Genomic DNA, 22,354 nt, shown 5'->3' on the forward strand with positions numbered 1-22,354 from the left:
GGAGCGAGCATGCAGTATTTCGTTACAGGGGCGACTGGTTTTATCGGCAAGCGACTGGTTAAAAAACTATTGGCACGCAATGATAGTGTCGTGTATTTCCTGATGCGCGAAGAAAGCCGAGGCAAGGTCGCTGCGCTACTTGAATACTGGGGAGTGTCCGAGACGCGAGCAATCCCCGTATTTGGTGACCTGAAGTCCGCACGGCTTGGCGTGTCCGCCAGCGATATCGAAACCTTGACCCGAAAGGTCGATCACTTCTTCCACCTCGCTGCTGTCTACGACTTGAAAGCCGATGCGGAAGAACAAATGGCAGTGAATGTGGAAGGCACGCGTAATACAGTCGCCCTCGCGAACGCGATTGGCGCCCGGTGCCTGCATCATGTGAGTTCCATTGCGGCTGCCGGCCTGTTTGAAGGCATCTTCCGAGAGGATATGTTCGAAGAAGCGGAAAATCTCGATCACCCATATTTTGCAACGAAGCATGAATCGGAAAAGATTGTCCGCCAGGAGTGCGAGGGCGCTTTCCGCGTTTACCGACCGGGGATGGTGGTTGGCGATTCCAAGACGGGCGAGATGGACAAGATCGATGGCCCGTACTATTTCTTCAAGCTGATCCAGCGTCTTCGCCAGATCCTGCCGCCGTGGATGCCGGCCATTGGCCTGGAAGGCGGTCGCATCAATATCGTTCCGGTCGACTACGTAGTCGATGCGATGGACTACATCGCACATCTGCCTGACCTTGACGGCCGGTGCTTCCACTTGACCGACCCGGAACCGATGCGCGTCGGCGATGTGCTTAATACGTTTGCACGTGCGGCCCATGCGCCGACCATGAGCGTGCGTATTAATGCGGCCCTGCTTGGATTTATTCCCAAATCGATAACGAAGGGAATGATGGCGCTGACACCGGTCCGCCGTGTGCGCAACGCGCTGATGAAGGATCTCGGATTGCCCGACGACGTGATGCAGTTCATTAACTATCCGACGCGCTTCGACAACCGGGATGCAGCCCGCGCACTCAAGGGCAGCGACATCAAGTGTCCGCGTCTAGAAGACTATGCATACCGCATTTGGGATTATTGGGAGCGTAACCTCGATCCCGCCCTTTTTATCGATCGCACATTGCACGGGCAAGTGGCGGGCAAGGTCGTGCTGGTTACCGGCGGCTCGTCCGGTATCGGCTTGGCTGCTGCACATAAGCTCGCCGAAGCAGGGGCAGTTACCATCATCTGCGGGCGCGATGAAGAGAAACTGGCGGAAGCCAAAAAGGAAATCAATGACCGGGGCTACGAAGTTATTACCTACTCGGTTGACGTTGCCAACATGGAGGATTGCGATCGCTTCGTCAAGCTGTTGATCGAAAATCATGGCGGCATTGATATCCTAGTCAACAATGCAGGCCGGTCTATTCGGCGTGGAATCGAATCGAGCTACGACCGCTTTCACGATTTTGAGCGCACTATGCAGCTGAATTATTTCGGCGCATTGCGCTTGACGATGGGGCTATTACCGAGGATGGTGGAGCGCAAGCGCGGACACGTTATCAATATTTCGTCGATTGGTGTGCTGACCAATGCTCCGCGGTTCTCCGCTTACGTTGCATCGAAAGCGGCACTGGATGCGTGGACTCGCTGTGCTGCATCCGAATTTGCGGACGTTAATATCAAATTTACGACAATTAACATGCCGCTGGTACGTACGCCGATGATCGCACCGACCAAGATTTACCAGAATGTGCCGACACTGACGCCGGAAGATGCCGCTGACTTGATCGCGCAGGCGATTGTCGATAAGCCGGTACGTATCGCTACGCGTTTGGGTATTCTCGGGGAAGTGGTGCACGCGCTGTTGCCCCGTGTTGCCCAGATCATCATGAACACCAGTTTCCGCATGTTCCCTGATTCAACTGCAGCGAAAAACGCCGATGAAAAGAAGGCGCCGCCAATGAGCGCCGACCAGATCGCGTTGCAGCAACTGCTGCGCGGGGTGCATTTCTAAGCAGGGCCAACTAGCAATTCCGTCGCTTGCGGCGGAATTGCTATTTTCATCTTTCAGCACATCAACTCTTCATGCGTGCTATTCGTGCTCGTCGGGAAGTATGACATTGTCTATTTCATGAATGATGCCGTTATCAGCCATCAAATCACTCTGAATGACGTTCGCCCTGTTTACTGTGACTTTGCCGTTATCAGAAGTAAGGGTGAGGGGGGCTCCCTCGATTGTTTTTGCCTTGCCTGGCTTGACTTCGGTAATGGTAATTTTGCCTGGAATGACGTGGTAGGAAAGAATCTGGGCGAGCCGGGTTTTATCTTGCAAAAGCGTCTCCAAAACTTCTGGGGGGAGTTTTTTAAACGCCATATCGGTTGGCGCAAAGACAGTGTATGGCCCGGTATTTTTTAAAGTCTGAATAAGGCCAGCCGCTTTAGCTGCGACAAGGAACGTTTTGAATGTACCTGACGCGGCTGCCGTCTCTACAACATCCGTCGCGAAAGCATTAGGTGTATTGCACATCACTGTAAGTGTCGAAGCGATGGCGAGCAGAAATTGTCGCATTACGGTTCCCTCAGAAAAATGCAGTAGATAGAAATTGGACTCCGGACGTTTTCAGCGCGTCCGCAGTTCAGGTTTATCCGTCAGTTTTCCCGAGTTGGGAAAAGTTCAACACAATCTCCGTGTTACTTCAAGAACTGCAATCGGCTTTCCTTCCGGTAGAGGTGGAAAGTACTTCAATATGCATGTAACGATTGGGGCAACCAAATCGCTGTAAGCTGAATGCATATTAAATGCGTCAAAACACCCCATCGCATGGAGGACAGGACTCATGCTCATCAATTGTGTCGCATACCAAGAGGGAAAAAGGATGTGCGACGTTCCAGTGGCACAAATCAGTGAATTCCTTTCCCGCCCTGGCTGCTTTGTCTGGGTTGCATTGCGAGATCCGGATGCGAAGGAACTTGAGCAAATGCAACACGAGTTTGGTTTGCATGAATTGGCTGTTGAAGATGCACATCATGGACACCAGCGGCCGAAGATCGAGGAATACGGCGATTCCCTTTTTGCAGTCGTCCACACGATTGAATTGGATGATGGCGAACTATTAGTTGGTGAGCTTGATATTTTTGTGGAGGAGCGCTACGTATTGTCAGTACGCAATCGCAGCAGGCAAAGCTTTCTTGGCGTACGTGCCCGTTGCGAGAGGGAGCCGCATTTGCTGAAGCAGGGAACGGCGTTTGTGTTCTATGCCTTGATGGATGCAGTCGTCGACCGATACTTTCCCGTGCTGGACGCCCTCGAAACCGAACTTGAAACCATTGAGGAAGAGATCTTCAACAAGGGATCGGAGCGCGCCAATATCGAACGTTTGTACGAATTGAAGCGCAAGGTGACGGTGCTCAAGCATGCCGTGGCGCCGTTGATGGAATCCGTCGCGAAGCTTTATGGCGGAAGGGTGCCCCATATCTGCATCAATACTCAGGAGTATTTCCGTGATGTCTACGATCACCTGTACCGAATCAATACCTCCATCGATGCGATTCGCGACACTATTGGAACGGCAATTCAGGTGAATCTTTCCATGGTTGCCATTGAGGAAAGCGAAGTCACTAAGCGGTTGGCGTCGTGGGCGGCCATCTTTGCAGTGGCGACGGCTTTTGTCGGCATCTGGGGGATGAACTTCTCCTACATGCCAGAGCTGAAATGGCACTATGGCTATCCTGCTGCCCTGGTTTTTATCGCGGTCGTATGCGGGTATCTGTATCTTCGATTCAAGAAGGCGGGTTGGCTTTAGTGACAGTTATTGCCGAACCAATTCTGAAGAGGGATCAGTCGCCTGCGCTAATGCGCCTTGGATTTCGCGCACGACCTGAGTCTGAATGGCGGAGTGCATCGCCAAGGCAACATGCCCGATCCCTTGAAATTCAATATTCTTGGCGCCATTCAATTGGGACGAGGTTTGGGGGGCGATGATATTGTCGTGATGGGAATAGATCGAAACGATGAGTCGGTACACAGCCTTGTCCTCAGTCTCGGCTAGCTTGCGCAGCCAGGCGCTCGATAGTCCTTCCTGTTCGCCGACGGTCCACAGCATTTGCTTGGTATTGATTCCGATGCCGAAGCGCGCCAGGGCAGTTCCGTGGTGTGGCGTGCCTAGCGTGATGGTTTTTGCGATTCGGTCGCTACCGTGGTCGCGCAGGTATGCCCGGGCAGCCAAGCCCCCCATGCTGTGCGCGACAATAATGATTTTTTCGCTTCCGGTTTCCTTGCAAATTCGGTCTACGGCTTGCCGAATCAGCGGCACATATTCATCGATGCTCCCTATGACTGGCTCCATGTCAATCGCATAGTGGCTGATGTCCTGCTTTGCCAGTACTTCGCTTATTGGGTGCCAGTAGCCGCTGTTGCAACCATATCCGTGAATGAGCAGGACGGGAGGCGCGGATGGCTTGCTCGCCAATCGCCTGGAGAATGTGCAGAATGGCATGGTCCAAGACGATGCGGTCATCGTTGCCCGAAACTCTCCAAAGAATAACCGGATTGCCAGCCACAAGCTCAGCCGATACTGCTGTGGCGTTTCGCTTCGATAATGCCATGCCAGCGAAAAGTTGTTCGCTGTAATCGACAGGCGAAGCAGAATGACTACAGCCATCCCAAGCATGAGGGCGACTGCATTGCTTTGGAGGTGAAACGCCGATTTTGCGACAACCGCCATCGCCAGCGCGAGGACGACTTGAATCAGGAGAAGAAGTCTGGTGATGCGAACGACAGCCATAAATTATTCGGATGCGTTAATGGGACGTGGCTAATTCAGGAGGCAGTTTCCGCTCAGTTGTTCGGCGAATTTGCAGGCAAGCTTGGCGGTCGTTTCGTAACTCGATGGCTGGAAATTGGCGCCGATTGAAGTCGGAAACTCCGAGCCGCGATGCATGGGTAAATTCAAGATGTCATGATAGCGCCCATATGATGACACGACACTCACTTTCGTCGTCCGACATTCCGCATCTCTCTATGACAAGGGTGAACATCGCATGCATAAGCGACGGCTTGGACGTAGCGCTCGATTGCCTATTTGGTTTCAGTTCGGGTGATGTTGCCTTCTATTTTGTGTGCCAGGGATACGGTCGTCGCGCCTGGCGTGAACTGAATTCAGGCATGGTCAGCAAAGCATGGTTGATGCCGTTCCAGACAAAATCGTTGATTGGATAATCAAGTGCGGCGATCCGTGGCTGCGCGATTCGACATCCTCTCTGAGGGAATGTTCATTAAAGCCGTCGCGCTACAGATGCTTGTTTTCAGAATGGAGTGGGGGAGTTCGCTGCTGCCATGTCTCTCTCAATTTTTTGCGCAGTGAACTCCAAGCATTCAATGGAGCATGGCGATGAACTAGAGTTCTCGCTCTAAGGCGGAGGGGAGGCGTTGAATCTTCTGATGCCGGCTTAATATAGCTTTTGTCAGATATTGCCAGAAGTGCCGGTTAATAGCGCGCGACGCTTGCATTCAGGTAGTTATTTTATGAATAAAGAGAGAGCCATTGCAGCCATTCGGCGAGAATTAGAGGCAGTGACTGCCGAAAGACGTGCGGCCCAAAATGATCCCGCAGCATATGTTTCACGTATCGCTCTTAGGTCCTTTCAGTCACAGCGGATGGCGCGTACCCATGCCGATCTGCTGAATAACGCTGAATCGCGTAAAGCAGCAGAGTTTTTCCTGAATGATTTGTACGGCACCGAGGATTTGGCTAAGAGGGATGCTGATCTGGAGCGTGTGGTTCCGGCAATGGAGCGCGTCTTGCCAGGTACGGCATTGAAGACGGTTGCCGAAGCAATTGCACTGGATGCGTTGTCCGAGAAGCTGGATGCGGCGATGGCGCAGCGTCTGGGTCAGAGTTTCAGCGAAGAGGAATACGTTGCCGCATACCGAGAGGCAGGGACACGGACTGAACGTGAGCGGCAAATAGCCCATGTCGAATCGGTCGGAAATGCATTGTGCGAATTGGTGCGTATTCCCTTGATTGGCAGCACGCTGGCCATGATGCGAGGTCCAGCGAAGCTGGCGGGACTAGCAGAGTTGCAGAGTTTTCTCGAACGCGGATTCAAGGCGTTCAAGGCGATGAAAAATCCGGATCTGTTCGTGGCGACAATCGTTCAGCGAGAACGCGCAATCATGGACAGGCTATACGCCGGAGTAGTTGATCCGTTCTCGCTTGGCCCGACAGGTGATTAGGTGGGCTCTGCCCTCATCTGCTCAAGGAGCGACGTTGATGATGCGCGTTCCAGCCAGACGGTCATGCAGGAACTGTCGTTGCGGATCAAGATAAATCGTCAAAGCCCATAACACCATATTCATTGCCGGAATGATGGCAAGGCTCCAGTTCCTGGCACCCGCCAACCAAGCCAACGCAAGCCCTGGCAAGACCCACAGCCACGCGATCAGATACCTGAAAAATGCACGCCTGATATCGACTTGCCTGCCATCGGCGGTGACCAAGCGAATGCGCCAAGTCTTCATCGCAAGAGTTTGGCCGCTTTTTGTCCAGAACCAGACAAAATAAGACGTAATGACGACCAATAACCAGAGTTGGAGGGCATGGCGCAAGTACAGCGCATGGCGCTGCTGAAACAGCATGGAAAACAGTGCGCCGGTAACGCCGACCACGCCAAACAGCAGCATGGCTTCGTACATCATGCTGGCCAGCCTGCGTTTCAGGGAGGGAGTTGTGTCAGTATTCAACGGAGATGAGGAGTTGCTAGTTGGCTTGGGCTGGTGGTGACGCTTGCAGCGCGGATTGGCTTGCTGCCTGAGGAGTGACAGAGCGTTCGATTACGGGTTTGGGTGCCGATTTAATCGGTGGTACGGTCTTGCTATGGCTTGGATGGGCCGCATTTGAGGGGAGCGTGGCAACACGTTTTTTCGATGCTGCATCGGCAGCCAACTTCTTCTTTTGCTCTTCCGGCAATTGCTGATACTGCTCCCATTGTGCAGACTTTTGATCCGGATTCAGTTTTTTTGCGCGAGCATAACTTTCGCGCGCAATACGCCTCTGCTCCGGCGTGAGCTTTACCCAGTCGTGCATGCGCTCTTGCATGCGCTGCTGTTCGGCAGGCTTCATTGTCGCGTATCTGTTGCCGATGGCTAGCCATTTGTTCTTGCGCAGCGAGTCAAGCTTGTCCCATTCGTTTGCTAGTGGAGCAAGCGCCTGTTGCTGGGCGGGTGACAATTCCGACCACAAGGGTTTAGCCAACTCTTGTGCTGAATTTGCGGCAGGCTGCGCTGTGCTGGAAGAGGCAGTTGTGGTCTGGGGTGACACGTCTGCACCCTGTGCAGCCGCTGCCAAGAGAGACAGGCTTGCCCCAAAAATGAGCATTATCCGCAGCGGATAGCCGGGCGAAAACACAATGGGTCGCGCCATATCACTCGCCTCGCTTGGCGAGGTAGGCGTTAAATCCATGGTCAACGTACGCCGACAGCGGCAATTCGTCCGCCAGTACCGCCGCATCGATCTCGGCGGTTTCATCGATATGTCGTTGCTGCTCATATTGATAAATTCCAGCCACTCCGGCAGCCACAACGATCAATGGCAGGATCAATCCCATTCGGGCAAGCCAGGAAAAACGCGCGTTGAGAATGCCTCCGGCTTCGCCGGCAAGTCGCCGCGGCGAAACGAGGACGCGGAGTGCGGAATCGTTCTTTTTGCGAGATAAGGCAATTTTACGCGCAGAAGCAAGGCGTTCTGCTGTGGGTTGCGGCAAATTGTCGGCGGATTCGTTGAGTGCGTGACGCACTTTGTACGCGAAGTTCAGTTCTTTCTGGTTCATAGGGTGATTCCTTTGGCTCGCAATGCCAGGGCCAATGCATGTGTGGCGCGAGAACAGTGGGTTTTTACGCTGCCCTCGGAGCATCCCATCGCTGCAGCCGTTTCGGCTACATCCATATCTTGCCAATAACGCATAAGGAAGGCTTCCCGTTGACGGGCGGGCAGCTTTTGTACTTCCGCTTCGATCGCAGCCAAAACTTGTTGGCGCTCCACCTTGTCAGCGCTCGATTCTGCTGCGAGCGAACCTTCTTCCGACTCGAATGTTTCTAATAAATCAAAATTTTCACCGTCGTCCGTGTCATTGCCGATGCCGGAGAACAGACTGACCCAGGTACTGCGTACCTTTTCGCGCCGAAAATAGTCATGAATCGTGTTTTGCAGTATTCGCTGAAACAGGAGTGGCAGTTCAGCGGCTGGCTTGTCCCCGTATTTTTCGGCGAGCTTGATCATCGCGTCCTGAACAATGTCCAGGGCGGCTTCATCCTTGCGGACCGCATAAACCGCCTGTTTAAAGGCGCGGCGTTCCACGTTTTCCAAAAAATCGGAAAGTTCTTTTTCAGTTGCCATGCGAGGTGGCGGGTTGTCTTTGGGCCGCCAATGGTAAGCGATCAGGGGAGTTAGAGGCTGTCGAATGTTGTTCTTCAAAACTGTGCGCATGCTAGCAAAAAAGGCCGTTGCTGTGGGTATTTTTTGGCTTAATGCGCTTGATTTCAAAAGGTTTTGGACGAATTTGACTTGACCAAAATGGTGCAACACATTAACGTATCATTCCCTTCTCACCCGTGAAGGATAGTCTTTTCGTGCGGCCCAAGATGCCGCTTTTCGATCAGGCGCGCTTCAACATTTGAAAGCTGTTTGCTCTAACCCACGCCACAAGCGTGAGAAAACCGTATCGGATCTTCAGTATTCCGGCTGAACGAGTCGCGTTTAGCGTCGCTTCGAACCGCATCTACGGATGTGCGCCGAACTGCCGTGACCGCACAAGAAAGGGATGCCCCAAGAACTGTCGTTTCGTACGATTTCGCCAGGAGAGAGCATCCGATCAATCTCCAATGGACCTTGAAAGGAACCTAGCAATGAGTATCGAACTGACAGGCGCGGAAATCGTCGTGCGCTGTTTAGCCGAAGAGGGCGTCGAGCACGTGTTCGGCTATCCCGGCGGCGCAGTGCTCTACATCTACGACGCAATCTTCAATCAAGACAAATTCCAGCATATCCTGGTGCGCCACGAACAAGCGGCGATCCATGCGGCAGACGCGTATTCGCGCAGCTCGCAGAAAGTTGGCGTCGCCATTGTGACTTCTGGCCCTGGCGTGACGAATGCGGTCACAGGCTTGGCTACCGCTTACATGGATTCGGTGCCGATGGTCGTGATCTCCGGCCAGGTGCCTACGAACGCAATCGGCCAGGACGCCTTCCAGGAATGCGACACCGTGGGCATCACCCGCCCGTGCGTGAAGCACAACTTCCTCGTCAAGGACATCAAGGACTTGGCCTCGACGATGAAGAAAGCCTTCTACATCGCCACTACGGGCCGTCCGGGACCGGTGCTAGTCGATATTCCGAAGGATATCTCGATGCACAAATGCGCATTCGAGTATCCGAAAGAAGTCGAAATGCGCTCTTACAAGCCGGTCGACAAGGGGCACTCAGGTCAGATTCGCAAGGCCGTTCAGCTGTTGCTGTCCGCCGAGCGTCCGATGATTTATACCGGCGGTGGCGTCATCCTGGCCAACGCATCGGCAGAATTGAACAAGCTGGTCGACAAGCTCGGCTACCCATGCACGAACACATTGATGGGCCTCGGTGCATACAAGGCTTCGAGCGACAAATTCGTCGGCATGCCCGGCATGCATGGCACATATGAAGCCAACATGGCGATGCAGCATTGCGATGTGATGATCGCGATTGGTGCACGTTTCGACGATCGCGTGATCGGCAATCCGAAGCACTTTGCGACGCATCCGCGCAAGATCATCCATATCGATATCGACCCGTCGTCGATTTCCAAGCGCGTCAAGGTCGACATTCCGATCGTCGGCAACGTGAAAGATGTACTGCAGGAATTGCTCTCGCAGCTCGACGCTGCCGAAACTGCCGCCAAGCCGAATGCGCCGGCGCTGGCCGCGTGGTGGCGTCAGATCAACGAGTGGCGCGGCCGCGAGTGCTTGAAATATGCAACGTCCGATGACGTGATCAAGCCGCAGTCCGTGGTCGAGAAACTGTGGGAAGTGACCAAGGGCGATGCCTTCATTACGTCCGACGTCGGTCAGCATCAGATGTGGGCGGCGCAGTACTACCGTTTCGACAAGCCGCGCCGCTGGATCAATTCCGGTGGCCTGGGAACCATGGGCGTGGGCCTTCCGTATGCAATGGGCGTACAAATGGCCAATCCTGGTGCTACCGTCGCCTGCGTTACCGGCGAAGCATCGATCCAGATGTGCATCCAAGAGCTCGCCACTTGCAAGCAGTATCACCTGACTCCGAAGATCATACTTCTGAACAACCGCTTCCTTGGCATGGTGCGCCAGTGGCAGCAGATCGATTACGGTTCGCGCTATTCCGAGTCGTACATGGACTCTCTGCCTGATTTCAACAAGCTCGCAGAATCGTTTGGCCATGTCGGGATGAAGATAGAGAAGCCGGGCGATGTCGAAGGTGCGCTGAAAGAAGCATTCGGCATGAAGGACAAGCTCGTGTTCATGAACTTCATTACGGATCAAACCGAAAACGTCTGGCCGATGGTGAAAGCTGGCAAAGGCTTGACTGAAATGCTCTTGGGTTCGGAGGATCTGTAATGCGTCATATCATTTCTGTATTGCTTGAGAATGAAGCGGGAGCATTGTCGCGCGTGGTGGCATTGTTTTCGGCGCGCGGCTACAACATTGAGACCCTGACCGTAGCCCCAACGGAAGACGTGACCCTGTCGCGCATGACTATCGTCACGACGGGATCGGATGACGTGATCGAGCAGATTACCAAGCATCTGAATCGCCTCATCGAAGTCGTGAAGGTGGTCGACCTGACCGAAGGCGCGCATATCGAGCGCGAACTCATGCTCATCAAGGTGCGCGCTGTGGGCAAGGAGCGCGAAGAAATGAAGCGCACTGCCGACATTTTCCGTGGTCGTATCATCGACGTTACCGAGAAAACGTACACGATCGAACTGACGGGTAATAAGTCCAAGCTCGACGCCTTCATCGAGTCGATCGATCGTACCGCGATTCTGGAAACCGTCCGTACGGGCGGTTCCGGCATCGGGCGCGGCGAGCGCATTCTCAAAGTTTAATAAACCAGTTCCAAGCAATTAAATAAATAACCATATTAGGAAGATTAATGAAAGTTTTTTACGACAAAGACTGCGATCTATCTCTCATCAAGGGTAAGAACGTCACCATCATCGGTTACGGTTCCCAAGGTCATGCGCACGCCCAAAACCTGAACGACTCTGGCGTCAAAGTGACCGTCGGCCTTCGCAAGGGCGGCGCTTCCTGGGAAAAGGCAAAGAATGCTGGCCTGAATGTCGCTGAAGTCAACGAGGCAGTCAAGGCTGCCGACGTCATCATGATCCTGTTGCCGGATGAGAATATCGCCCAGGTCTACAACGAAAACGTCGCTCCGAACGCCAAGCAGGGCGCGGTGCTGGCTTTTGCCCACGGCTTCAATGTGCATTACGGTCAGGTCGTGCCGCGCGCTGATCTCGATGTCATCATGGTTGCACCGAAGGCTCCGGGCCACACTGTACGTGGAACTTACACCCAGGGTGGCGGCGTGCCGCACCTGGTTGCTGTCTATCAGGACAAGTCGGGCAATGCGCGCGACATCGCCTTGTCCTACGCAATGGCCAATGGTGGTGGCCGTGCTGGCATCATCGAAACCAATTTCCGTGAAGAAACCGAAACCGACCTGTTCGGTGAGCAGGCTGTTCTGTGCGGCGGCACGGTTGAGTTGATCAAGGCTGGCTTCGAAACGCTGGTTGAGGCGGGTTATGCGCCGGAAATGGCGTATTTCGAGTGCTTGCATGAACTTAAGCTGATCGTCGACCTGATCTATGAAGGCGGCATCGCCAACATGAACTATTCGATTTCCAACAACGCCGAATATGGTGAATATGTCACCGGTCCGCGCGTCGTTACCGAAGACACCAAGAACGCGATGCGTCAGTGCCTGAAGGATATTCAAACCGGCGAATACGCAAAGAGCTTCATTCTGGAGAACAAGGCCGGCGCGCCGACCCTGCAATCGCGTCGCCGCCTGACTGCGGAACACCAGATTGAGCAAGTCGGCGAAAAGCTGCGTGCAATGATGCCTTGGATCAAGAAGAACAAGCTGGTCGATCAGTCCAAGAACTAAATTCGGCTTTGCGCTTGCCCTGTGATCAATGCGATCATGCGGGTTAAGTAAAATAAATGGGGCGTACACAATGTGTCGCCCCATTTTTGTTTCGGCTGCAACTTCCGCTTCGAGACTTGCTGCGTGGTTTGTCTCTTGCCGGAATGTCACTATCTGGGAGGATGCAAATGTCAAAATTTAGGAGTGCGGTATTGGCGACGCTGATCTGCTGTGCAATGAGCGGTGCCTTCGCACAGGCAGTAATGCAGACATCAGGTGCGCTAGTCATCGTTCCAGCTGTCGGGGAGGTCAGGCATCTTAACGACGAAGCGCACGCTACGTTGATGATCGAGGAGCAGGACAAGGATAAGGCTGCGGCGGCTTCGCGCGTCAATCAAAAAATGAAGCAGGGTATTGATCTCATCAAGCGGGAAGATCCTCAGGCGATATTGCAAACGCGCGGTTACTATACCTACCCGGTATATGCAGACGAGCAGATACCAAGGCCGGCCGGGAAGGCGCGTCAGCCGGTTGGGTGGCGTGTTGGGCACTATCTGGAGCTGACTACAAACAATATCAATGGATTGCCGAATACAATCGCGTCCGCTCAACGCATTCTGGCGCTCAACGGGTTGTATTTCGGTTTGAGTGAAAACGCTGCAAAAAAGATGGAAGAGCAGCGTATTGCCGCCGCCTATCGGAATCTGACGGATCGAATCGCGGCAATTGCCAAGACAATGGGGCGGAACTTGTCGGATGCGGTGCTGGATACAGTAGACTTCGAGGTCTCTGGCGCTTACGCGCCGCAGCAGGATATGCGTGCGGCAAAAACGATGATGTCTGCAGCTGCGTCGGCCGAGCGCGTTGAAGAACCAAGTTTTGAGCCTGGCGAGACAACATTGAGCATGCGCGTGGTTGGCAAGGTTAGGTTCAAGTGAGACGGATGCTGGACAATTCGGGGGTTACATTTGCTTGTTGCTCGACTAGAATAGCCACGCCTTTAGTATTTCATTATCAAACGGAGCGAAGTTGAATAATTGTCCGTGCACTAACATCGCGCATGAGGATCGGCCACTTTTGGAGAGTTTGACTGGAATTGATTCTGGCCGGGATGTTCTCATTGCATCATCATTGAAGCGGAATAAGCATGGCAACATTTAATCGTCGTAAAGCGAAAAGCAATACCGGAACATTTCCCAAGGGTGCGCATTTGAAGCGTGCCTTGCACCATACGCCGCTGGCAGATCAGATTCCGCCGTCGGCACCAACCTTGCGCCGGCGCGGCATCTATTTACTGCCGAACGCCTTCACGACTGCGAACCTGTTTTGCGGATTTTTTGCGATCGTGATGGCAATGAACCTCAAGTTCGATTTCGCATCCATCGCGATTTTTGCCGCGATGCTGCTCGATAGCGTTGATGGGCGTGTGGCGCGACTTACCAATACCCAGAGTGAGTTCGGTGCGCAGTACGACAGTTTGTCCGATATGTTGTCGTTCGGTGCGGCGCCGGCGCTAGTAGTCTATGAATGGTCGTTGCGTGGCATGGGCAAACTTGGATGGCTGGCTGCGTTTGTCTATTGCGCCGGAGCGGCGTTGCGCCTGGCGCGTTTCAATACCAACATTGGCGTCGTCGACAAGCGCTATTTCCAGGGGTTGCCTAGTCCGGCTGCAGCGGCGCTGGTGACGGGATTTGTCTGGCTGATGGATGACTTGCGCTTCACCGGTCTGGAGTTGAGCTGGTATGCCTGGGCGATTACCTTGTATGCCGGCTTGACGATGGTGACGAACGTGCCGTTTTACAGTTTCAAGGAAGTGAACTTCCGCAAGTCGGTGCCATTTATTGCCATTTTTCTGATCGTGCTGGTGTTCGTTCTCATTTCGAGCGATCCGCCCAAAGTGCTGTTTGGCATGTTCGTGTTGTACGGGTTGTCTGGTTATGTCGTTTATTTCTGGCGGCTGGCAAAAGGCAAGCCGGTCAGTATCGTCGAGACGACGGAAGGTCATACCCCGGACGGAAAGGAATAATGGTCTTTGGTTTCCGGTAGCTGCCTACCCCGCGGCTGCCGGATGCATGCCGGAACGGGCTCTGGAAAATCTGCTGGATTATCAGGTAGTTGCACTTTTCCACAATTCCGCTTATAGTTTTTCCATGTCTCGCGAAATCCACATTTCCGCATCCGCATCTTTCAGCAGCTTCCTGCTAGGCCTGCTGCCGCCGCTACTAGTGCGTTAACGCGCGCTAAATCCCATTTCCCACAATTCGTGTCGTGTCCGGCCCATGTTGAAGAATGCAAGGGCGGGCCAGATACCATTTAGAACCGATCCGATTACCGACTTCCTGAGGAGTGCAGCATGGCCGACAAACTGATTATTTTCGACACCACTTTGCGCGACGGCGAACAATCGCCAGGCGCCTCGATGACCAAGGATGAAAAGATCCGCATCGCTAAGCAGTTGGAGCGGCTGCGGGTGGATGTGATCGAAGCCGGTTTTGCAGCCGCCTCTCCTGGTGATTTCGAAGCAATCAAGGCGATTGCGGGAATCATCAAGGATTCCACCGTCTGTTCGCTGTCGCGCGCCAATGATCGCGACATTTCGCGTGCGGCGGAGGCGCTTGCCCCGGCAGCCAGGAAGCGTATCCATACTTTCATTGCAACCTCGCCGCTGCACATGGAAAAGAAGCTGCGCATGACCCCGGACCAGGTTTTCGAGCAGGCTAAGCTGGCGGTTCGTTTTGCCCGGCAATTTACTGACGACATCGAATTCAGCCCGGAAGACGGCAGCCGTTCCGATATGGATTTCCTGTGCCGCGTGATCGAGGCGGTGATCAATGAAGGTGCGCGGACGATCAATTTTGCCGATACGGTTGGATATGGCGTGCCTGAGTTGTACGGCAACATGATCAAGACACTGCGCGAACGTATTCCGAATTCCGACAAGGCGATCTGGTCAGTGCACTGTCATAACGATCTGGGAATGGCCGTCGCCAATTCGCTGGCTGGTGTCAAGATCGGCGGTGCGCGCCAAGTCGAGTGCACGATCAACGGCTTGGGTGAGCGCGCAGGTAACACCGCATTGGAAGAGGTCGTGATGGCGCTGAAAACGCGCAAGGACTATTTCAATCTCGAATTGGGCATCGACACGACCCAGATCGTGCCGGCGTCCAAACTCGTATCCCAGGTGACCGGTTTTGCGGTGCAGCCGAACAAGGCTGTAGTGGGGGCCAATGCGTTTGCGCATGCATCCGGTATCCATCAGGATGGCGTGCTGAAAGCGCGCGATACCTATGAAATCATGCGCGCGGAAGACGTGGGCTGGACGGCCAACAAGATTGTGCTTGGCAAGCTGTCCGGACGCAATGCATTCAAGCAGCGCCTGGAAGAACTCGGCATCGAACTGGATTCTGAGGCGGAAGTAAATGCGGCGTTTGCACGTTTCAAGGAATTAGCAGACCGCAAGTCAGATATTTTTGACGAAGATATCATTGCCCTTGTTTCTGATGAGCAGCATTCTCATGACAATGAGCACTACCGTTTCGTGTCGCTGTCCCAGCATTCCGAAACCGGTGAAAAGCCGCGTGCGAAGGTGGTGTTCTCTATGGGGGGCGAAGAAATGGTGTGCGACGGGCAGGGCAATGGGCCTGTCGATGCGACTGTCAATGCGATCGAGTCGCAGGCAAAAAGCGGCGCGGAACTCCTGCTGTTCTCCGTAAACGCAATTACTACCGGCACGCAATCGCAAGGCGAAGTGACGATGCGCCTCTCCAAGGCTGGACGGATTGTCAATGGTGTCGGCGCTGATCCGGATATCGTGGTGGCCTCGGCCAAGGCGTATCTGTCTGCCTTGAATAAGTTGCACTCCAAGTCGGAGAAGCTGAATCCACAGCTCTGATTGGAGTGTAGACATATTAAAAGCGCCTGGTCGACACAGGCGCTTTTTCTTTCCTGCAGATCCTTAGCGGACCCGGAACATTCCGAAAGGAAAGTGTTCATCCGGGTCAAAGCGCGGATCTGGGCCATTCATCATTTTGCGTACGATGCCTGACCTGTCGAAATGGATGTGCATCAGAGAATTCCAGACGCCGCTTTCCTTGTAAGGATAGGACCAGACTTCAAGCTCGCTCAGGCTGAGATAAGAAGTTTCGCTCGGTGCTCCGACCGTGCGTAGAACATCATCCTTGGTGGCTTGGCCAATTTTAATTGATGCAAATTTCTGGGAAGTTAAAACCTGCTCAAAAGAAATTACTCTGCTGTCGGGGCCGATGTGCACCATATAGGTTGCTTGTCCCCAAGGACCCTGCGCATATTCTAGTATATGGTCGCGCCCATCTTGATAGCGATGCGTCGGCTGGCCACGCTTCGCAATGACTTGTTCTTCACTATCTCCAGTGTGGACAGATGCCGGGATGAGGGCGGAGCAAGCGCACAATAGTGCCAAAAGTCCAGAGGTCAATAGCCGACCGGCAAATTCCATGATTTCTCCGCTAAAAACATCCAAAAACCGCCTAAGTATTTGAATCCCTTCGGCATTTCCTATATACTGCGCTACTTGGTCAATTTGGCCAAGTTTTTATCAATATGTCACGGTGTACGGGGTCGCGACTCCATCCACCGCATGTGAAAGGTAATCATGACAGTCGAAAATATCAACAAGGCCGCCATCATTGCGGACAACGCTCGTGGCACCAACGATACCGGTTCTCCTGAAGTGCAGGTCGCACTGCTGACCGCCCGTATCAACGAGCTCAACAACCACTTCAAGGCCCACGCCAAGGATCACCACTCCCGCCGCGGCCTGATCATGATGGTTAATCGCCGCAAGAGCCTGCTCTCCTACCTGAAGGGCAAGGACGCAAATCGTTATCGCGCCCTGATCGAGAAGCTCGGCCTGCGCAAGTAATTTTTTGCGACATTCGCTCGGTTTATAGCTGAAATGCCTGCGTCAGCCTGCTGATGCGGGCATTTTGCCATTTTGTGGCTTGTATTCGACAGCGATTAAGAAGTGAAGGTGGCAGGTCATTCGTGATATGCCATCCGTGGTGAGGTGAACGACAGCGCCTGAAAATCTGTCGGCAAAAATAGAAAGGAAACACCGTGTTCAATAAAGTTACCAAGACCTTCCAGTACGGCCAGCATCAAGTCACGTTGGAGACAGGTGAAATTGCTCGCCAGGCTTCCGGTGCCGTGCTCGTATCGATTGAAGATACCGTGGTGCTGGCGACCGTCGTCGCGAAGAAGGATGTCAAGGCGGGGCAGGATTTTTTCCCACTGACCGTCGATTATGTCGAGAAGAGCTATGCAGCCGGACGTATTCCGGGTGGCTTCTTCAAGCGTGAAGGCCGTCCATCCGAAAAAGAAACGCTGACCTCGCGCCTGATCGATCGTCCGATTCGCCCGCTGTTCCCGGAAGGTTACCTGAACGAAGTGCAGGTCATCGTGCATGTCCTGTCCGTCAATCCTGAAATCGATCCGGATATCGCATCGATGATCGGTGCCTCGGCTGCGATCTGCGTCGCCGGCATCCCGTTCAGCGGCCCGCTCGGCGCGGCACGCGTCGGCTATGTCGACGGACAATACGTGTTGAACCCGACCGCGTCGCAATTGGCGAAATCGCAAATGGATCTGGTCGTAGCCGGTACCGAGCAGGCCGTCCTGATGGTGGAATCGGAAGCGAACCAGCTGTCCGAAGAAGTCATGCTTGGCGCCGTGGTGTACGGACATGAACAGATGAAGGTCGTGATCGACGCGATCCACGAACTCGTGCGCGACGGCGGCAAGCCGGAAGTTGTATGGAATCCGCCGGCGAAGAACGAAGTGCTGATCGCACGCGTCACCGAACTGGCTGAAGCCAAGCTGCGTGAGGCATATCAGACCAAGGATAAGCAGGCGCGCACGGCCAAGCTCAATTCCGTGTCCTCCGAGGTGAATGCGGCGCTGGCAGCGGAAGCCGCTGCGGCAGGCGCCGCAGCACCGGATTCGGCCGAAGTCGGCAGCATCCTGTTCGATCTGGAAGCAAAGATCGTTCGCTCGCAGATCCTCGAAGGCGAGCCGCGTATCGACGGCCGCGACACCCGCACCGTGCGTCCGATTTCGATTCGCTCCAGCGTATTGCCGCGTACTCATGGCTCGGCGCTGTTCACACGGGGTGAAACCCAGGCGCTGGTGGTAGCAACCCTCGGCACTGCACGCGACGAGCAGAAGATCGATGCATTGATGGGCGAGTATTCCGACCGCTTCATGCTTCACTACAACATGCCTCCGTTTGCGACCGGTGAAACTGGCCGTGTAGGCACGCCGAAGCGCCGCGAAATCGGCCACGGCCGTCTGGCCAAGCGTGCACTGCAGGCTGCACTGCCGGCACCGGAAGAGTTCAGCTATTCGGTGCGTCTGGTCTCGGAAATTACCGAGTCAAATGGTTCGTCGTCGATGGCATCGGTGTGCGGCGGCTGCCTGGCGCTGATGGATGCGGGCGTGCCGATGAAGGCGCATGTGGCCGGCATTGCAATGGGCCTGATCAAGGAGGGCAGCAAGTTCGCCGTACTGACCGATATCCTGGGCGATGAAGATCACTTGGGCGATATGGACTTTAAGGTCGCCGGTACCGCTAACGGCATTACAGCTCTGCAGATGGACATCAAGATCCAAGGCATCACCAAGGAAATCATGCAGGTCGCACTGGCGCAAGCCAAGGAAGGTCGCATGCACATCCTGGCGAAGATGCAGGAAGCCCTGCCGACCGGGAAGGCAGAACTGTCCGACTTTGCACCGCGCCTGATCACCATTAAGATCAATCCGGAAAAGATCCGTGACGTGATCGGCAAGGGTGGCGCGGTCATCCGTGCGCTGACCGAAGAAACCGGCACCCAGATCGACATCAGCGATGAAGGCGTGGTGACGATTGCGTCGGTTGATGCTGCTGCCGGCCAGGAAGCCAAGCGTCGCATTGAGGAGCTGACCGCCTCCGTCGAAGTAGGCAAGATCTATGACGGTGTCGTGCTCAAGCTGCTCGATTTCGGCGCGATCGTGCAGGTTCTGCCGGGCCGCGACGGTTTGCTGCACATTAGCCAGATCGCCAACGAGCGTGTGAACGCAGTGGCTGACTACCTCAAGGAAGGTCAGCAGGTGCGCGTCAAGGTGCTGGAGACTGATGAGCGCGGCCGTCTGAAACTGTCGATGAAGGCCGCCGCTGCCGAAGAAGGTGGAGCAGCGCAGCAACAGCAGTAAGAAGAAATGGGTGGCGATTGCTTATGCAGTCGTTATCAATGAAAACCGCCCATAGCGATCGCTTGGGCGGTTTTTTTATTGTACAGGGCTGGAATGCAACGCGGAACGTATTGAGGCGTGACGTCAGCTGTAGTACGTGGTTTCGCCATCCTTCAAGTGTGCCATCAACTGCTGCTTGAACATGTCCAGTTTTTCCACGCCGTATTCCAGGTGCGGCGAAAAGAATTCGTACGCATTTTTCCCGCGATCCTTTGCGCGGTACATCGCGCTATCGGCGTTTTTCAATAGCGTAAGTTCATCTCCGCCATCATCAGGAAAAATGCTGATCCCGATGCTCACGCTTAGCTGGCAGTCTCGGTCGCCGACACGCACCGGGCGTAACGCTGCATCCAACAGCTTTTGGGCGACATCTGCGGCATAACGGCCGTCGCTGAGCTCCTCGATCAAGATATAGAATTCATCGCCACCCATGCGGGCGATCTTGTCGGTATGACGAAGGCAGTTACGCAGGCGTTTGGCAATTTCGCGCAACACCTGGTCGCCAGCATCATGGCCCAGCGTGTCATTGATTTCCTTGAACTTGTCGAGGTCGAGGAAAAAGACAGCAAATTTTTTTCCGTGCCGCTTTGCATTGCGTAGTGCCAGATCGAGGTATTCCTTGAATAGAAATCGGTTTGGCAGCGATGTCAGTCCGTCATAGTGGGCGAGATAACGAATTTTTTCTTCCGATGCGCGGCCCTCGATGGCAATGCCGGCAAGATTGGTGCAAATGCTAAAGAGCTGCAGATCTCTTGCGGATGGCGCGGCCGGCTCCATGAAATAAAGGGCAAAGGTGCCGAGAATTTTCTTGTTCTTGCCGAAAATCGGCCAGGAGGTGCACGCCCTGAGCCCATGTGCGAGCGCAAGATCGCGGCGCGACGTCCAGAGCGGGTCGGTTGCTATATCAGTAACGATCACGGGCTGTGCCCGATAAACAGCCGTTCCGCATGAGCAATTGTCTGGCCGGACCTCGCTGTCGCCGAGCCGTGCAAGATATGTGTGCGGCAGGCTTGGAGCGATTCGATCGGTCAGCGCCGAGCCATCGCTGTTGAGCTGCATGATTGAACACAGACCATGGTCCGACTGGCTTTCGACGAATCGCGCGATTTCCATCAGAATTTCAGGCAGTGCAACTCCGGTTGCAACCATATTCAAAATGCGATTCTGGCCCAGTTGCAGCGACTCGGTTCGCTTGCGTTCGGTAATGTCGCGCACAACCACCTGTATTGCTGGTTCATCGTTGTACATCAGATGGGTCGCTGCAATCTCCGCATTGAATCTGCTTCCATCTGTGCGCAGCCAGATTTGTTCGATGAATGGCGTGGCGGGAAGGGCCATTGGCTCCGTCAGTGCCTTTTCCTGAAACAGGGCGTGATGATCGGGGTGAATGAAGTCAAAGATGCTGCGCCCAAGCAGTTGTGTTGTGTCCGCTGCTCCCAGCAGGCGGCCGCCTGCTTGATTGAGAAGAGCCAGCTTGCCCTTCCGGTACACGAAAATCGCCTCTGGGGAAAGCTCCACCAGCTGGCGATAACGCATGGCGCTGTCTTTTAGAATCGCCTGGCTTTGCTTGAGCTCCGAAATGTCGCGAATAAACGCGGTAAAGACGGGCTTGTTGGCGATGCTAAGCGGGACGACTGCGAGCTCGACCGGAAAAATTGTGCCGTCGGAACGCATCGCTGTCAGCTCGATGCGTCGGTTGAGCATGGTGCCCTTGCCAGTCGCGAGAAAGCGCTCGACGCCTTGCTGATGGCGTTCGCGCCACTCTTTCGGGACCACGGTGTCAACCAGCTTCTTCCCGAGCACCTGTTCACGGCGATAACCGAAGGTCCGCTCGGCGGCTTCATTGAAACTGATAATCTCGCCCTTGTGATTAATTGAGATGATGCAATCGAGAGCGGCGGTCAGGATCGCGCTCTTGAAGCGCTCGCTATCCACCAGCGCCGCTTCGATCGCCTTTCGTTGTGCTTCGCGTTCGTAGTTTTCGATCGCAAACGAAATATCGAGAGCCATTTCCTGCAGCAGTTCGATCAACTGCTCATCGAAAAAATCTTTTTCTGCCGAATACAAATTCAATGCGCCAAGCGGCTCGCCGCCGATGCAGAAAGGGAAGCTGGCGAGTGATTGAAATCCTGCCTGATCGGGCACTTCCGGACAGTGATTCAATTTGGGGGAGCTGTAAAGGTCGTTACAGATATTCGGTCGATTCTCCCTGATTGCCGTACTGATTACGCCGCTCCTCCCCGGCGTCGTTTCGTCAATCGGAATTGCAATGCGCTGGAGCATGTCGAAACCCTTGCCATAGGCTGCGACGCTGACAACCTGCCTGTTGCTATGATCGATCAGGCCGATCCACGCTAAGTGGAAGCGCCCATGTTCGACGGCGATACGGCAAATTTCACGGAACAATGCGTCTCGATCGCCAATGCGGACGATCGCCTGGTTGGTCTGGCTGAGCGTGGCATACAGATCGCGCAGGCGGGAGATTTTTCGTTCGCTTTGCTTGCGTTCATCGATATCTGAAAAGGTGCCTACCATGCGGATGGCCCGTCCATTGCGGTCACGCGCAACGACCTTGCCACTGATGCTTACCCAACGCCAAGCGCGTTGGGCATCCCGCAAGCGCAGTTCCGCCTTGTAGATGGAACTGTCCGTGCCGGCTGCCCCCTTGAGAACATCGTGCAGATGGCGACGAAAATTTTCCTTGTCGTCGTTATGGATGATCGCTGGCAGCGCGCTGGAGTGCCATGTCTTCTGCCGCTCAAGCAGCGAGTCCGTAAACCCGCCCGTCGGCTCGCTACTGAAAAAAAGCTTGTCGTCAGGAATGTGCCAATCAAATGCAATCTGGCGCGAACTTTCGAGAGCAAGAATAAGCCGTTCATTAATTGCCGATAAATGCATTTTCAAATGCTTTCCTATTGGCCTTGAGACAATTGCGCGCCGCATGACGGT

Annotated in this window: 19 protein-coding genes; 11 read left to right on the forward strand and 8 right to left on the reverse strand. The window is 54.3% G+C overall.

The annotated features are described in order from the left end of the window. The first annotated feature begins 9 nt into the window (after positions 1-9). The gene (locus TSA66_RS18080; RefSeq protein ID WP_040040962.1) at positions 10-1,998 is read left to right on the forward strand and encodes an SDR family oxidoreductase; all 1,989 of its coding nucleotides are present in this window, start codon (positions 10-12) and stop codon (positions 1,996-1,998) included. 78 nt (positions 1,999-2,076) lie between these two features. Here the strand turns inward: TSA66_RS18080 and TSA66_RS18085 are convergent, their stop codons facing one another. Then, a complete protein-coding gene (locus TSA66_RS18085) occupies positions 2,077-2,553 on the reverse strand; it encodes a fasciclin domain-containing protein (protein WP_040040963.1) in 477 nt (158 codons plus the stop codon). A 268-nt stretch (positions 2,554-2,821) separates the two neighbouring features. Between TSA66_RS18085 and corA the strand changes: the two genes are divergently transcribed. Next, positions 2,822-3,787, forward strand: a complete 966-nt coding sequence (corA, locus tag TSA66_RS18090) for a magnesium/cobalt transporter CorA (RefSeq protein WP_040040964.1) — start codon at positions 2,822-2,824, stop codon at positions 3,785-3,787. 6 nt (positions 3,788-3,793) lie between these two features. Here corA and TSA66_RS18095 read toward each other — a convergent pair whose 3' ends face one another. Further along, positions 3,794-4,768 carry an esterase/lipase family protein gene (locus TSA66_RS18095; RefSeq protein WP_040040965.1) on the reverse strand — a complete coding sequence of 325 codons (975 nt, stop codon included), beginning with the start codon at positions 4,766-4,768 and terminating at the stop codon, positions 3,794-3,796. 740 nt (positions 4,769-5,508) lie between these two features. Between TSA66_RS18095 and TSA66_RS18100 the strand changes: the two genes are divergently transcribed. Then, positions 5,509-6,219 carry an FFLEELY motif protein gene (locus TSA66_RS18100; RefSeq protein WP_052452424.1) on the forward strand — a complete coding sequence of 237 codons (711 nt, stop codon included), beginning with the start codon at positions 5,509-5,511 and terminating at the stop codon, positions 6,217-6,219. A 21-nt stretch (positions 6,220-6,240) separates the two neighbouring features. On the opposite strand, the gene TSA66_RS18105 is transcribed toward TSA66_RS18100, so the two are convergent. From TSA66_RS18105 to TSA66_RS18120, 4 genes are read right to left on the reverse strand one after another with little or no spacing between them, the layout of a single operon-like run. Next, on the reverse strand, positions 6,241-6,726 hold the full coding sequence (locus TSA66_RS18105) for an RDD family protein (protein ID WP_084199710.1): 486 nt from the start codon (positions 6,724-6,726) through the stop codon (positions 6,241-6,243). 16 nt (positions 6,727-6,742) lie between these two features. Then, positions 6,743-7,405 (reverse strand): DUF3106 domain-containing protein, encoded by a 663-nt coding sequence (locus TSA66_RS18110; RefSeq protein WP_040040967.1) that lies wholly within the window; start codon positions 7,403-7,405, stop codon positions 6,743-6,745. Between the two features lies 1 nt (position 7,406). Further along, positions 7,407-7,811, reverse strand: coding sequence for a DUF3619 family protein (locus TSA66_RS18115; protein ID WP_040040968.1), 405 nt, complete (start codon positions 7,809-7,811; stop codon positions 7,407-7,409). Further along, a complete protein-coding gene (locus TSA66_RS18120; RefSeq protein ID WP_040040969.1) occupies positions 7,808-8,377 on the reverse strand; it encodes an RNA polymerase sigma factor in 570 nt (189 codons plus the stop codon). The genes TSA66_RS18115 and TSA66_RS18120 overlap by 4 nt, the downstream gene beginning before the upstream one ends. A gap of 509 nt (positions 8,378-8,886) precedes the next feature. Here TSA66_RS18120 and TSA66_RS18125 point away from each other — a divergent pair. From TSA66_RS18125 to TSA66_RS18150, 6 genes are all read left to right on the forward strand, one after another. Then, the gene (locus TSA66_RS18125) at positions 8,887-10,608 is read left to right on the forward strand and encodes an acetolactate synthase 3 catalytic subunit (RefSeq protein WP_040040970.1); all 1,722 of its coding nucleotides are present in this window, start codon (positions 8,887-8,889) and stop codon (positions 10,606-10,608) included. Then, entirely contained in the window at positions 10,608-11,099 is a 492-nt protein-coding gene (gene ilvN / locus TSA66_RS18130; protein ID WP_040040971.1) for an acetolactate synthase small subunit, read from the forward strand. Before TSA66_RS18125 ends, ilvN begins: the two co-directional genes overlap by 1 nt. Positions 11,100-11,146: 47 nt before the next feature. After that, positions 11,147-12,163, forward strand: coding sequence for a ketol-acid reductoisomerase (ilvC, locus tag TSA66_RS18135; protein WP_040040972.1), 1,017 nt, complete (start codon positions 11,147-11,149; stop codon positions 12,161-12,163). A gap of 167 nt (positions 12,164-12,330) precedes the next feature. Then, complete coding sequence (locus TSA66_RS18140) at positions 12,331-13,080, forward strand: SIMPL domain-containing protein (protein ID WP_040040973.1); 750 nt, start codon at positions 12,331-12,333, stop codon at positions 13,078-13,080. Positions 13,081-13,289: 209 nt separating this feature from the next. Beyond that, positions 13,290-14,168, forward strand: a complete 879-nt coding sequence (pssA, locus tag TSA66_RS18145; RefSeq protein ID WP_040040974.1) for a CDP-diacylglycerol--serine O-phosphatidyltransferase — start codon at positions 13,290-13,292, stop codon at positions 14,166-14,168. Positions 14,169-14,495: 327 nt separating this feature from the next. Next, positions 14,496-16,034 carry a 2-isopropylmalate synthase gene (locus tag TSA66_RS18150; RefSeq protein ID WP_040040975.1) on the forward strand — a complete coding sequence of 513 codons (1,539 nt, stop codon included), beginning with the start codon at positions 14,496-14,498 and terminating at the stop codon, positions 16,032-16,034. A gap of 63 nt (positions 16,035-16,097) precedes the next feature. Here the strand turns inward: TSA66_RS18150 and TSA66_RS18155 are convergent, their stop codons facing one another. Further along, positions 16,098-16,616 (reverse strand): membrane protein, encoded by a 519-nt coding sequence (locus tag TSA66_RS18155; protein WP_040040976.1) that lies wholly within the window; start codon positions 16,614-16,616, stop codon positions 16,098-16,100. Positions 16,617-16,772: 156 nt separating this feature from the next. Here TSA66_RS18155 and rpsO point away from each other — a divergent pair, with 156 nt between their 5' ends. Further along, positions 16,773-17,042 (forward strand): 30S ribosomal protein S15, encoded by a 270-nt coding sequence (gene rpsO, locus TSA66_RS18160; RefSeq protein ID WP_040040977.1) that lies wholly within the window; start codon positions 16,773-16,775, stop codon positions 17,040-17,042. Between the two features lie 194 nt (positions 17,043-17,236). Then, entirely contained in the window at positions 17,237-19,366 is a 2,130-nt protein-coding gene (gene pnp / locus TSA66_RS18165) for a polyribonucleotide nucleotidyltransferase (RefSeq protein WP_040040978.1), read from the forward strand. Between the two features lie 123 nt (positions 19,367-19,489). On the opposite strand, the gene TSA66_RS25740 is transcribed toward pnp, so the two are convergent. After that, on the reverse strand, positions 19,490-22,303 hold the full coding sequence (locus TSA66_RS25740) for a sensor domain-containing diguanylate cyclase (RefSeq protein WP_052452426.1): 2,814 nt from the start codon (positions 22,301-22,303) through the stop codon (positions 19,490-19,492). Positions 22,304-22,354: the final 51 nt, after the last annotated feature.

This window comes from Noviherbaspirillum autotrophicum (assembly GCF_000818395.1).
In the GTDB taxonomy this organism is placed as follows: domain Bacteria; phylum Pseudomonadota; class Gammaproteobacteria; order Burkholderiales; family Burkholderiaceae_D; genus Noviherbaspirillum; species Noviherbaspirillum autotrophicum.